Source organism: Sulfurirhabdus autotrophica, assembly GCF_004346685.1.
Taxonomy (GTDB): Bacteria; Pseudomonadota; Gammaproteobacteria; order Burkholderiales; family SMCO01; genus Sulfurirhabdus; species Sulfurirhabdus autotrophica.
Window position 1 is genome coordinate 21,406 of sequence record NZ_SMCO01000014.1, and the last position, 12,323, is coordinate 33,728.

The 12,323-nt window shown below is 45.1% G+C and carries 15 protein-coding genes and 5 tRNA genes; 18 read left to right on the forward strand and 2 right to left on the reverse strand.

Annotated elements, in window-relative coordinates:
- Positions 1-13 precede the first annotated feature (13 nt).
- Positions 14-1,177 carry a Do family serine endopeptidase gene (locus EDC63_RS12915; RefSeq protein ID WP_124946307.1) on the reverse strand — a complete coding sequence of 388 codons (1,164 nt, stop codon included), beginning with the start codon at positions 1,175-1,177 and terminating at the stop codon, positions 14-16.
- A 13-nt stretch (positions 1,178-1,190) separates the two neighbouring features.
- Between EDC63_RS12915 and EDC63_RS12920 the strand changes: the two genes are divergently transcribed.
- On the forward strand, positions 1,191-1,940 hold the full coding sequence (locus EDC63_RS12920; RefSeq protein ID WP_124946305.1) for a Nif3-like dinuclear metal center hexameric protein: 750 nt from the start codon (positions 1,191-1,193) through the stop codon (positions 1,938-1,940).
- A 175-nt stretch (positions 1,941-2,115) separates the two neighbouring features.
- On the opposite strand, the gene mscL is transcribed toward EDC63_RS12920, so the two are convergent.
- The gene (gene mscL, locus EDC63_RS12925) at positions 2,116-2,553 is read right to left on the reverse strand and encodes a large-conductance mechanosensitive channel protein MscL (protein WP_124946303.1); all 438 of its coding nucleotides are present in this window, start codon (positions 2,551-2,553) and stop codon (positions 2,116-2,118) included.
- Between the two features lie 225 nt (positions 2,554-2,778).
- On the opposite strand from mscL, the gene petA reads away from it, so the two are divergent.
- The 17 genes from petA (at position 2,779) to rplL (ending at position 12,264) form a co-directional block, all read left to right on the forward strand.
- Positions 2,779-3,372: a ubiquinol-cytochrome c reductase iron-sulfur subunit gene (gene petA / locus EDC63_RS12930; RefSeq protein WP_124946302.1), complete on the forward strand. Its 594-nt coding sequence runs from the start codon at positions 2,779-2,781 to the stop codon at positions 3,370-3,372.
- Between the two features lie 3 nt (positions 3,373-3,375).
- Entirely contained in the window at positions 3,376-4,599 is a 1,224-nt protein-coding gene (locus tag EDC63_RS12935; RefSeq protein ID WP_132920938.1) for a cytochrome b, read from the forward strand.
- Positions 4,599-5,327 (forward strand): cytochrome c1, encoded by a 729-nt coding sequence (locus EDC63_RS12940; RefSeq protein WP_124946300.1) that lies wholly within the window; start codon positions 4,599-4,601, stop codon positions 5,325-5,327. Before EDC63_RS12935 ends, EDC63_RS12940 begins: the two co-directional genes overlap by 1 nt.
- A gap of 218 nt (positions 5,328-5,545) precedes the next feature.
- Positions 5,546-6,145: a glutathione S-transferase N-terminal domain-containing protein gene (locus EDC63_RS12945; RefSeq protein ID WP_124946298.1), complete on the forward strand. Its 600-nt coding sequence runs from the start codon at positions 5,546-5,548 to the stop codon at positions 6,143-6,145.
- Positions 6,146-6,159: 14 nt separating this feature from the next.
- Positions 6,160-6,600, forward strand: coding sequence for a ClpXP protease specificity-enhancing factor (locus tag EDC63_RS12950; protein ID WP_124946296.1), 441 nt, complete (start codon positions 6,160-6,162; stop codon positions 6,598-6,600).
- A 65-nt stretch (positions 6,601-6,665) separates the two neighbouring features.
- Positions 6,666-6,741 (forward strand) — tRNA-Thr (locus EDC63_RS12955).
- Positions 6,742-6,868: 127 nt separating this feature from the next.
- Positions 6,869-6,953 (forward strand) — tRNA-Tyr (locus tag EDC63_RS12960).
- A 99-nt stretch (positions 6,954-7,052) separates the two neighbouring features.
- Positions 7,053-7,126 (forward strand) — tRNA-Gly (locus EDC63_RS12965).
- A 24-nt stretch (positions 7,127-7,150) separates the two neighbouring features.
- A tRNA-Thr gene (locus EDC63_RS12970) sits at positions 7,151-7,225 on the forward strand.
- Between the two features lie 139 nt (positions 7,226-7,364).
- Positions 7,365-8,555, forward strand: coding sequence for an elongation factor Tu (tuf, locus tag EDC63_RS12975; protein WP_124946879.1), 1,191 nt, complete (start codon positions 7,365-7,367; stop codon positions 8,553-8,555).
- 90 nt (positions 8,556-8,645) lie between these two features.
- Positions 8,646-8,721 (forward strand) — tRNA-Trp (locus tag EDC63_RS12980).
- 102 nt (positions 8,722-8,823) lie between these two features.
- The gene (secE, locus tag EDC63_RS12985) at positions 8,824-9,177 is read left to right on the forward strand and encodes a preprotein translocase subunit SecE (RefSeq protein WP_223248177.1); all 354 of its coding nucleotides are present in this window, start codon (positions 8,824-8,826) and stop codon (positions 9,175-9,177) included.
- Complete coding sequence (gene nusG / locus EDC63_RS12990; protein ID WP_124945394.1) at positions 9,177-9,710, forward strand: transcription termination/antitermination protein NusG; 534 nt, start codon at positions 9,177-9,179, stop codon at positions 9,708-9,710. Before secE ends, nusG begins: the two co-directional genes overlap by 1 nt.
- Positions 9,711-9,806: 96 nt before the next feature.
- Positions 9,807-10,238: a 50S ribosomal protein L11 gene (rplK, locus tag EDC63_RS12995; protein ID WP_124945395.1), complete on the forward strand. Its 432-nt coding sequence runs from the start codon at positions 9,807-9,809 to the stop codon at positions 10,236-10,238.
- Position 10,239: 1 nt separating this feature from the next.
- The gene (gene rplA / locus EDC63_RS13000; RefSeq protein WP_124945396.1) at positions 10,240-10,932 is read left to right on the forward strand and encodes a 50S ribosomal protein L1; all 693 of its coding nucleotides are present in this window, start codon (positions 10,240-10,242) and stop codon (positions 10,930-10,932) included.
- A gap of 368 nt (positions 10,933-11,300) precedes the next feature.
- A complete protein-coding gene (rplJ, locus tag EDC63_RS13005) occupies positions 11,301-11,825 on the forward strand; it encodes a 50S ribosomal protein L10 (protein WP_124945397.1) in 525 nt (174 codons plus the stop codon).
- 61 nt (positions 11,826-11,886) lie between these two features.
- On the forward strand, positions 11,887-12,264 hold the full coding sequence (gene rplL / locus EDC63_RS13010; protein WP_124945398.1) for a 50S ribosomal protein L7/L12: 378 nt from the start codon (positions 11,887-11,889) through the stop codon (positions 12,262-12,264).
- The last annotated feature ends 59 nt before the right edge of the window (positions 12,265-12,323 follow it).

Here is a 12,323-nt window from a genome sequence, read left to right on the forward strand (position 1 = left end):
CCCTGATTATACGTTAATTGAGTTGACCCTGGTCTTCCATCGGTTGTTGCAATTTGGGTCGTTTCCCTACAGATATATGTAAAGTTAACTCTGCCTGATTGCGCAATACCTTAATTGAAGCTTGGCTATTGGGCGTTAAAGAAGAAATTTTATTCAACATATCCGCTGAATCGTTGGCGGGTTTGCCATTGATCTCAAGTAGTATGTCACCTGGTTTGATGCCACCTTTGTCTGCAGGGCCATTTCTCAGAACGCCAGCAATGAGTGTTCCCTTCGGCGAGGAGAGTTTAAAGGATTCCGCCAGTTCTGGTGTCAGGTCTTGCACTTCAACGCCAATCCAGCCACGAATAACACTGCCGTGGTCAATGATTTGCTCCATGATTTGCTTGGCAACGCTGGCAGGAATGGCGAACCCAATCCCAAGAGAACCACCGCTCCGAGAATAAATGGCACTATTGACCCCGATCAGATTGCCAGAAGAATCAACAAGTGCGCCTCCAGAGTTTCCTGGGTTGATTGCAGCATCTGTCTGAATAAAATTTTCAAAAGTATTGATGCCCAAATGACTGCGCCCCAATGCGCTGATGATACCCATGGTGACAGTCTGGCCGACACCGAATGGATTGCCAATAGCCAATGCCACATCGCCCACTTTGGCATTTTCAGAATGGCCAAAGGTAATCGCCGGAAGATTTTTAAGATTGACCTTTAATACTGCCAGATCTGTATCCGGATCAGTACCTACAATTTGTGCTGGAATAGATTGGCCATCGGCAAGCGCTACCTGGATTTCATCTGCAGATTCAACTACGTGATGATTAGTAAGGATATAGCCTTGCGAGCTGACAATAACACCTGAACCCAGACTTGAAACACGCTGGGGTCTGGTTTCGATGCGATCACCAAAAAAATGGCGAAAAATCGGGTCGTTCATCAATGGATTGCGTTGAGCCTGAACTTCCTTGCTGGTAAACACATTCACCACTGAAGGCATGGCTTTCGTGGCCGCAACGCTGTATGAACTGATCACTTCAGTCTTGCTGCTTGGCGCAACTTCCTTGATCGTGACTGAATTGCCGCGCCAGGATAATAATTCAGGTTTCAGTATGGATATGACCATGAAAAAAGCGAGCGCAATAGTTGCGCTTTGAGCAAATATGAGCCAAAGTTTACGCATCTAAGGGGGTTCCATGACGAATTTGTTTGAACTTGTGCATTATACCGGACAATTGCTGAATGCAGAGGGTTTCCGAGATTATTGCCCGAATGGTCTGCAGGTAGAAGGGCGGCCAGTGGTAAATAAAATCGTCAGCGGCGTAACGGCTAGCCAAGAATTGTTGCAGGCAGCAATTGCAGCAAATGCCGACGCGATATTGGTTCACCACGGTTATTTCTGGCGTAATGAATCTCATCAAGTGACGGGAATCAAGCGCAAGCGCTTGGGCTTGCTGATAAACAACGACATCAGTCTGATAGCTTATCATTTGCCGTTAGATGCTCATCCTGAGTTAGGGAATAATGCACAGTTGGGAAAGCAGTTGGGGTTTGAACTGGAAGGATGGTTTGGTGAGCAAAATATAGCGGCAGTCGGTAGTTTAAAGAAGCCAAGAAGTTTGGGCAGTATATCTGAGTCAATCGCAGAAAAATTAGGAAGGATTCCATTGTCTATTGGAGATGTGTCCAAGCAAATCCAACGTGTGGCCTGGTGCAGTGGCGGCGCGCAGGATTATTTTGCTGAAGCGATTGCACAAGGTATTGATGCATTCATAACGGGCGAAATTTCAGAGCATACAGTCCACCTGGCGCGTGAAACGGGTGTGGCGTTCATATCTGCTGGGCACCATGCCACTGAACGTTATGGTGTGCAGGCGCTAGGGAAGCATCTGGCAAAGCAATTTGACCTGGAACACCAATTTATTGATATCAATAATCCTGTCTAACGCAATATCTTAATCAGTTAGATTCTTAGAAAACTAAGTATGACATTTCCCGTAGGAATACATCGATGCTATGGCGAAAGCAGTAGGTTTTACGGATGATTAGGGGAAAGCGGGAAATTGGTGGAATGTTTGTGTGACATTTCCTGCCGGAATTAATCAGGCAGGAATAAAAGGGTTACTTCAGCTCTGAAGTGCAGTGACCACAACGAGTGGCTTTAAGTGGAATAGTAGAAAGGCAGTGTGGACATTCTTTGGTAGTTGGATCAGCAGGTAAAGGTTGTTTTTTTAATTTATCGATTTGACTGATAACGATAAAAATAACCAGAGCAACAATAGTAAAGTCGACTACCGAGTTGATAAATACGCCATACTTGATAAGTGGTACACCAGCTTTTTCGGCGGCTTCAAGAGTAGCGAAAGATTGACTGCCAAGGTTAATAAACAATTGATTGAAGTTAACGCCACCGAGTAATAATCCAATGGGGGGCATGATGACATCTTGAACTAAGGAACTGACAATCTTGCCAAATGCGCCGCCGATAATGACACCGACAGCAAGGTCAATCATGTTTCCTTTAATGGCAAAAGCTTTGAAATCAGAAATGAAACTCATGTGAACCTCCTTGTTAAATTAATAATTTTTGTTTCTGTGTGAAGCAGAATAAAATTGTCGAGTAATATTGTCAAGTATAAATAGGGGGTATTATAAATCCTTGATATTCAAACAATTGGATGAGAAGTGGTGTTGATTTCTGAGATAAGGCTTTATATTTCAGGTGGAAATTGGTTAGAATACTCGTTTTTGTAGTTTTTCAGTTTCCATTACAGGGATCAGGATATGAGCAATAAAGAAGTGGATCGCAGTAAGCGGAGGTTTTTGATCGCTGCGACGGCTGCCGTTGGAGGTGTAGGTGCAGTGGCGGTGGCGGTACCGTTCGTGAAGAGTATGTTGCCTAGTCAGCGTGCAAAAGCGGCTGGTGCACCGGTTGAAGTAGATATCAGCAAGGTTGAGCCAGGTATGCTGCTTGCAGTGGAATGGCGGGGTAAGCCGGTCTGGATAGTAAATCGGACAAAAGAGATGCTTGAAATGCTGCCGAAAAATGACAGTCGTCTCAAGGATCCCAAGTCAGAAGAGCCTCAACAGCCAGAATACTGCAAAAATGAAAATCGCTCGATTAAACCTGAGATGCTTGTGGTTGTAGGGATTTGTACTCACTTGGGTTGTTCACCAACATTCCGTAAGGAAATCGGACCTGCAGATCTTGGTGCTGATTGGCCGGGTGGCTGGTTCTGTCCATGTCATGGTTCCCGTTTTGATTTGTCCGCACGTGTTTTCCAGGATGTGCCAGCGCCACTTAATCTGGTGATTCCTCCTCATAAATATCTAAGCGACGCCCGAATTTTGATCGGCGAAGACACCAAGGGAGCTTGATAAATGAATGCAATGCAACGTCTTTTAGGTTGGGTTGATGATCGCTTCCCGCTGACCGCGAATTGGAAGGCGCATCTGTCTGAATACTATGCGCCGAAGAATTTTAATTTTTGGTATTTTTTTGGTTCATTGGCGCTGTTGATACTGGTTATTCAGATTGTAACCGGTATTTTCCTTACCATGAATTACAAGCCAGATACAAATTTGGCGTTTGCCTCAGTTGAATACATCATGCGAGATGTGGATTGGGGTTGGCTGATCCGCTACATGCATTCCACCGGCGCATCCATGTTCTTTGTGGTTGTCTATTTGCATATGTTCCGTGGGTTGATATATGGTTCCTATCGCAAACCGCGTGAATTGGTCTGGATTTTCGGAATGCTAATTTATCTGGCATTGATGGCTGAAGCTTTCATGGGCTATTTGTTGCCATGGGGTCAAATGTCTTTCTGGGGCGCTCAGGTAATTATTTCGCTATTCGGAGCGATCCCGGTAATTGGTGATGATTTATCCTTGTGGATTCGTGGTGACTTCGTGGTGGGTGATGCGACGTTGAACCGATTCTTTGCATTCCATGTGATTGCATTGCCACTTGTGTTGTTGGGTCTTGTTGTTGCGCATATTATTGCGTTGCACGAAGTAGGTTCCAATAATCCGGATGGCGTGGAAATTAAGAAAAACAAAGATCCTGTCACACACATTCCTCTTGATGGTATTCCTTTTCACCCTTATTACACAGTGAAAGATATAGTGGGTGTGATTGTTTTCTTGATGGTGTTTTCTGCCATTGTGTTCCTGTTGCCTGAAATGGGTGGGTGGTTCCTTGAACCAGATAACTTTATTCCTGCTAATCCGTTGAAAACACCCCAGCACATTGTGCCACTTTGGTACTTTACACCGTTCTACGCCATTCTGCGTGCGGTGCCTGATAAGTTTCTGGGTGTGGTAGGTATGGGGTTAGGTGTTGTGATACTTTTCTTCATTCCCTGGTTGGATAGAGCTAAAGTCAAATCGATACGTTATCGTGGAGCTATCTACAAATTTGCGCTTACATTGTTTGTAATCAGCTTTGTAGGTCTTGGATATCTTGGAACCCAACCTGCAACTGCACTTTATACAAATATTGCGCGAGTGTTGAGTGTGGTTTACTTTGGCTTCTTTATTTTGATGCCGTGGTACACCAAGATTGATAAAACTAAACCGGAACCAGAAAGGGTGACAGGATAATGAAGAAAATTCTCTATTTGTTGCTGCTAGCGCCAGTGTTGGCGTTCGCATCCGAGGGTGGGGTGCCACTAGATAAGGCGCCGATAAATCCGTATGATAATCCTTCGTTGCAACGTGGTGCTAAAGTGTTTGTCAATTACTGCTTGAGTTGTCATAGCGCTGCTTACATGCGATATAACCGCTTGCAGGATATCGGTCTGTCAGAAGGGCAAATTAAGGATAATCTCTTATTTGCTTCTGATAAAGTGGGTGAAACCATGACTATCTCAATGGATAAGAAAGATGCCAAGCAGTGGTTTGGTGCAACTCCGCCAGATTTAACTGTAGTGGCTCGTTCACGCAGCCCGGATTGGTTGTATACCTATTTGCGCGGCTTCTATCGCGATGACACTCGGCCAACAGGATGGAATAATACGGCATTTGACAAAGTGGGTATGCCGCACGTTCTGTATGAACTGCAAGGTGAGCAGGTATTGCATACAGAAGAGCACACCGATGCCCATGGCGAAAAACATGAAGTACATAAGCTAGAGTTGGTCAAGCCAGGCAAGTTGTCTAAGCCGGAATATGATGCGATGGTTGGAGACCTGGTTAACTACCTTGCCTATATGGGTGAGCCAGCTAAAACCACTCGTATGCAACTCGGTATCTATGTATTGTTGTTCCTGAGTGTGTTCTTTGTGGTAGCTTACTATCTGAAGAAAGAGTTCTGGAAAGACATACATTGATTTGTTAGTAGTAAAGATGTTGGTTGTATATGCAGGGGTGAATAGCTCCTGCAGTAAGAAAAGTTGAAACTTCCTGATGCTGTTTTGTGTCTGAAACAGCATCGCTTCTCATCCTGGCGCTCGCATGGCTGTTCATTGCTGAAATCGCGAAGTCAGAATAGCCCGGTTCATAGATGAGAATTTTTGTATAAATGACCACTTCAAGCAGTAAAAAAACTATGATGACATTATATTCAGGCACTTCTTGCCCTTTCAGTCAACGATGCCGCATTGTCTTGTACGAAAAAGGTATGGATTTTCAGGTGATCGATGTAGATCTTCATGACAAGCCAGAAGATTTGGCGGTGATGAACCCCTACAATAAAGTTCCTGTGTTGGTAGAGCGTGATCTCATCCTGCACGAAGCAAACATCATTAATGAATATATCGATGAGCGTTTTCCGCATCCACAATTAATGCCTGCTGACCCTGTGATGCGAGCACGAGCACGCCTCTTCCTTTACCGTTTTGAGGAAGAATTGTTTTCACATGTCAGTGTGATTGAGCATGGTAGTCAAAAAGCGGCAGACAAATCCAGGTCAGTCATTCGCGATAACCTGACTCAGTTGGTGCCACTTTTCGTCAAGCAAAAATTCATGCTGGGCGAAGATTACTCCATGCTGGATGTAGCAATAGCCCCATTACTTTGGCGTCTGGAGCACTATGCCATCACGCTGCCAAAGCAGGCTGCACCATTGTTGAAATATGCAGAACGCCTGTTTGTGCGCCCCGCATTTATTGAAGCGTTGACGCCGTCTGAAAAAGTGATGCGTAAGTAAGCTTGGGAGGGATCGTGGCTGACATATCTACTAAACCTTATATCATTCGTGCAATATATGAATGGTGCTCGGATAGCGGCTTGACCCCCTATTTAGCGGTTGCTGTAGATTCGCAGACGCGAGTGCCCATGGAGTTTGTTAAGGACGGAGAAATAGTCCTTAATCTAAGCTTGAGTGCAACCAATAACCTGACAATGGGAAATGATGCAATACAGTTCTCTGCGCGTTTTAGTGGCGCGTCAAGAGAGTTGTATGTGCCAGTAAAAGCAGTTATTGGCATATTTTCCAGGGAAAATGGTCAAGGTATGTTTTTCCCCAAAGAACCAGAAGGTGTCAAAGAAATTGTTGGAGTTGTTGCGGATGTTGATGCGCAGCAAAAGCCTGCAAGTAAAGTTGAGGATAAATTGCCACAAAAGCCCGTTGTAAAAAAATCACATTTGAAGCTAATTAAGTAATAGTCAAAAATTTTGTACATTTTCATATTGATGAATTGTGCACAACCATCTATAATGCGCACTCCGCCGGCATAGCTCAGTTGGTAGAGCAGCTGATTTGTAATCAGAAGGTCGAGGGTTCAATTCCTTTTGCCGGCACCATCAATAAACCCTACCTTCGATTAATCGAAGGTAGGTGATGTACTTAAGGTGAAAGCCATAAGTGAATTCATTGCTTATATGCGTTGACACATATTGTGTGAATAATGCATAATATGCGGTTTAGTCTGGAGGGGTTCCCGAGCGGTCAAAGGGATCAGACTGTAAATCTGACGGCTCTGCCTTCGAAGGTTCGAATCCTTCCCCCTCCACCAAAATACACCTTGATGCAGTTAGGCGGAATTAAAACTCTGCTTTTATGTGAGCAGGGGAAAAGTTTGGTGCAGTTAATTGGTTTTGAACTGTGCGAAAAAGCGGGTGTAGCTCAATGGTAGAGCAGAAGTTTTCCAAACTTACGACGAGGGTTCGATTCCCTTCACCCGCTCCAGTAAAGTGTTGGAGTTGGTTTATTGCCCATGTAGCTCAGGGGTAGAGCACACCCTTGGTAAGGGTGAGGTCATCGGTTCAATTCCGATCATGGGCTCCATAGATTGAATTTGGAATTTATGGCGGCAGGAAATGTTGGCGTAAATTCCGGTAAATATAGAAGGGCAGGCAGCGCGTGGTAATCCTGCTCCACGGTGCCAAGTTATATATTGTTTGGTTACTAACGAGGAAAAATCATCATGGCAAAAGGCAAGTTTGAGCGGACAAAACCGCACGTAAACGTGGGAACAATTGGTCACGTAGATCATGGTAAGACCACCCTGACAGCGGCGATCAGCACGATTCTGTCAAAGAAATTTGGTGGCGATGCAAAAGGTTACGACCAGATTGACTCCGCACCGGAAGAAAAAGCACGTGGAATTACCATCAACACCTCCCACGTAGAATATGAAACAGAAAAGCGTCACTACGCACACGTAGATTGCCCGGGGCATGCTGACTACATCAAAAACATGATCACCGGTGCAGCGCAGATGGACGGCGCGATTCTGGTGGTATCTGCAGCAGACGGCCCAATGCCCCAGACCCGTGAGCACATTCTGTTGGCGCGTCAGGTTGGCGTACCTTACATCATCGTATACATGAACAAAGCAGACATGGTAGATGATCCGGAATTGCTGGAACTGGTAGAAATGGAAATTCGCGAGTTGCTATCCAAGTATGACTTCCCGGGTGATGACACCCCGGTAGTAACAGGATCAGCACTGAAAGCGCTGGAAGGTGACCAGTCAGAAATCGGTGAGCCCTCCATCTTCAGATTGGCAGAAGCACTGGACAGCTACATCCCGGAACCGGAACGTGCCGTAGACGGCGCATTCCTGATGCCTGTAGAAGATGTATTCTCCATCTCAGGTCGTGGAACAGTAGTAACCGGCCGTATTGAGCGAGGCATCATCAAGGTCGGTGAAGAAGTAGAGATTGTTGGAATTAAAGCCACTGTCAAAACCACCTGTACCGGCGTAGAAATGTTCCGCAAACTGCTGGATCAAGGTCAGGCAGGCGACAACGTAGGTGTATTGCTGCGTGGAACCAAGCGTGAAGATGTAGAGCGTGGCCAGGTTCTGGCAAAGCCAGGATCAATCACCCCGCACACCAAATTCACTGCAGAAATCTACGTGTTGGGTAAAGATGAAGGTGGTCGTCACACCCCATTCTTCAATGGTTATCGTCCGCAGTTCTTTTTCCGTACCACAGACGTAACCGGATCAGTCGAATTGCCAGCAGGAACAGAAATGGTAATGCCGGGTGACAATGTATCCGTCACCGTCGCATTAATCGCGCCAGTAGCGATGGAAGAAGGACTGCGTTTCGCGATTCGCGAAGGTGGTCGTACCGTTGGTGCCGGTGTTGTTGCTAAAGTAATCGAGTAAAGCAAACGCGGTACTCGAAAATGGTTCTGCTGTGAATGACTCTGAATTCTGATAGAATTCAGAGTTGCACTGCTGAACTTTCACGTTTAAAGGCCAGTAGCTCAATTGGCAGAGTATCGGTCTCCAAAACCGAGGGTTGGGGGTTCGAGGCCCTCCTGGCCTGCCATTTAAATGTACATGTAGGAGCTGAAGAGAAAAAGGTTAAATAGGTCGTTTTCTTGTGGCTATTTAATAAGATTGCTCTAAGGCAAATTTAATCACCCAAATCATAAATATGGCAGATAAAATTAAATTGGGTTTGGCGGTTTTGTTGCTAATAGCTGGTATTGCTGGTTATTACGCGCTAGCCGAACAAGCAATGGTTATTCGTGTTGTTGCTGTGTTAGTCGGGCTCATGCTCGCAATAGCAACTACATGGTATACAGAACCGGGGAAGCAGTTTTTTGCTTTTAGCCAGGACTCATGGGGTGAAGCCAGGAAAGTGGTCTGGCCAACGCGCAAGGAAACTTTGCAAACAACGGGTGTTGTGTTTTTGCTGGTTATCGTTATGGCCATCTTTCTTTGGTTCGTGGATGCGGGCCTCTTATGGGCAGTCAAGTTGTTGATGGGCCGGGGGGATTAATGTCTAAACGTTGGTACGTAGTACATGCCTATTCGGGCTTTGAAAAAAGTGTACAAAGAGCATTGCTTGAGAAAATTGAGCGTGCTGGTATGCAAGATAAATTTGGTGAAATTTTGGTGCCCGTTGAAGAGGTCATCGAGATGAAGGCTGGCCAGAAAAGCATCAGCGAGCGTAAGTTTTTCCCTGGTTATGTGCTTGTTCAGATGGATATGACCGACGAATCCTGGCATTTGGTAAAAAGTACGCCTAAAGTAACGGGCTTCATTGGTGGTACGGCAATGAAGCCAACGCCGATTAGTGATAAAGAAGTTGAGAATATTCTTCATCAGATTCAGGAAGGGGTTGAAAAGCCCAAGCCTAAAACGCTGTTTGAAGTGGGGGAATCAGTGCGTGTTACTGAAGGGCCGTTTACCGATTTCCATGGAAATGTCGAAGATGTTAACTACGACAAGAGTAAGTTGCGTGTGTCAGTGTTGATATTTGGGCGCGCAACGCCTGTTGAACTTGATTTTGGTCAAGTCGAAAAAGGTTGATCCAGAGCAACTGAATTCTGGAAGAGGAGCGAAGTAGGGTCAAAGATTCAAAAGAGACCTCAAACGCGTTATAACTCATTTTAAAAGGAAGTAATAATGGCAAAGAAAATTGTTGGCTATGTAAAGCTACAAGTGCCTGCAGGTAAGGCAAATCCAAGTCCTCCTATTGGACCAGCGTTGGGTCAACGTGGTCTGAATATTATGGAATTCTGTAAAGCGTTTAATGCGCAAACTCAAGGTTTGGAGCCTGGCTTACCAATCCCTGTTGTGATAACTGCTTATGCAGATAAGAGTTTCACATTCATCATGAAGACGCCTCCGGCGACTATTCTGATTAAGAAAGCCGCTGGGCTTCAAAAAGGTAGCCCGCGTCCGCACACCGACAAAGTAGGTAAACTAACTCGTGCCCAGGCTGAAGAAATTGCAAAGACCAAAATGCCGGATTTAACTGCGGCTGACATGGATGCCGCTGTTAGAACAATTGCTGGCAGTGCACGTAGTATGGGTATTGAAGTGGAGGGTGTATAAGATGGCACATTTATCGAAACGAATAAAAGCTATTCGTGAAAAAGTAGATAGCAATAAATCATATCCATTGGTCGATGCATTAAGCCTGGTCAAAGAAATCGCCACAGCAAAATTTGATGAATCCGTTGATTTGTCAGTAAATTTGGGTGTTGATGCACGTAAATCTGATCAAGTTGTGCGTGGTTCTGTTGTGCTTCCGCAGGGAACGGGTAAGTCTGTTCGTGTGGCAGTGTTTGCTCAAGGCGAATCAGCAAATGCTGCAAAAGCAGCTGGTGCGGATATTGTGGGATATGAAGATTTAGCCGAACAAGTTAAAGCCGGTAATCTTGATTTTGATGTGGTAATAGCAAGTCCTGATGCAATGCGTATTGTTGGACAATTGGGGCAGATTCTTGGGCCGCGTGGTTTGATGCCAAACCCTAAAGTCGGTACCGTGACTCCAGATGTTGCTACTGCAGTAAAAAATGCAAAAGCTGGTCAGGTTCAGTACCGTACAGATAAGGGTGGTATTGTGCAATGTACAGTCGGCCGTGCATCGTTTAGTGCTGAAGCGCTCAAAGAAAATATTATTGCTTTGGTTGATGCTTTAAATAAAGCAAAGCCAGCTGCTTCTAAAGGTGTATATCTTAAGAAGATATCTTTGTCCAGCACAATGGGCGTAGGTATTAGAGTAGACCAATCAACAGTAGTCTAAGTAATTGTTTAAGAGTTCGAATTAAGTCCGGCTCTGTTGTAGGTAAAAAGAACTTTGGGCTGTCAGGGTATTTTGCTCTGACAGATTATCAAAGACCGCAGGGATTTGAAGTTAAGCGAATACTGATGATTATCAGAATATGATTAACCAAAAATTTAATGTTGTATGCACCTAATTTGTGTGAATTCTGTTTGCATGAGTAACGTGTGTGCTCCCCGCGCAGATGGTGAACCCGAAACAGGATTTGGGTAGGATGACTAAATTTAAGTCATATTATCTGGTTCTCCTGGAAGAAAGGTCGCCGTGGGTTGGTTGTTATTTTTGCATTTGAAAATAGCAGCTTAATTTTAACGGAAGGAGGAAAGGCCTTGAGTCTCAATCTAGATGAGAAGAAAGCGGTTGTAGCTGAAGTTGGCATCCAGGTGTCAACAGCTCAAGCTATTGTCGTCGCTGAGTATCGCGGTCTTGAAGTCGGACAAATTACTGCGCTTCGTGCAAAAGCACGTGCCGCTGGTGTTTATTTTCGAGTTCTTAAAAACACGCTAGCCCGTCGCGCAGTTGCAGACACACCTTTTGCCGATTTAGCGCCACATATGGTGGGGCCGTTGGTATATGGCATGTCAAGTGATCCGGTTGCGGTGGCTAAAGTGTTGCACGACTTCGCTAAAACTAATGACAAATTTGTCATTAAGGCTGGCGCAATGGCAAATCAAGTCATGACTTCAAAAGAAGTCGCGACACTTGCTGCTATGCCAAGCCGTGATGAGTTACTGGCTAAGTTGTTGGGCACGATGCAAGCACCGATTGCGAAATTTGTACAGACACTCAATGAAGTGCCTACGAAATTCGTTCGTGGTTTGGCTGCTGTACGCGATCAAAAGCAAGCTGCTTAATTAATTCGGTGAAGGTGGGATGCTCCCCGTTCACCAAGACTATTTAAATCAGGAGAATAAAATGGCTGTTTCAAAAGCTGAAATTTTGGATGCAATATCAAGTATGTCTGTTCTGGACTTGTCCGAACTGATTAAAGAAATGGAAGAGAAATTTGGTGTGTCTGCAGCTGCTGCAGTTGCTGTTGCTGCACCAGCTGCCGCTGGTGGTGCAGCTGCTGCTGAAGAGCAAACCGAATTTAACGTTATTTTGACCGCTTGTGGTGATAACAAGGTTAACGTAATTAAAGTTGTTCGTACCATTACAGGTTTGGGCTTGAAAGAAGCTAAAGACTTGGTTGATGGCGCACCTAAAGCTGTTAAAGAAGGCGTTTCTAAAGCTGATGCTGAAGCAATCCAGAAACAGATTGTTGAAGCTGGTGGTACTGCTGAGATTAAGTAATAAAATGTTGTGCCCTTGGGGTGGTGCGGTTCGCATCCCTCAAATTAATTCTCGAAGCA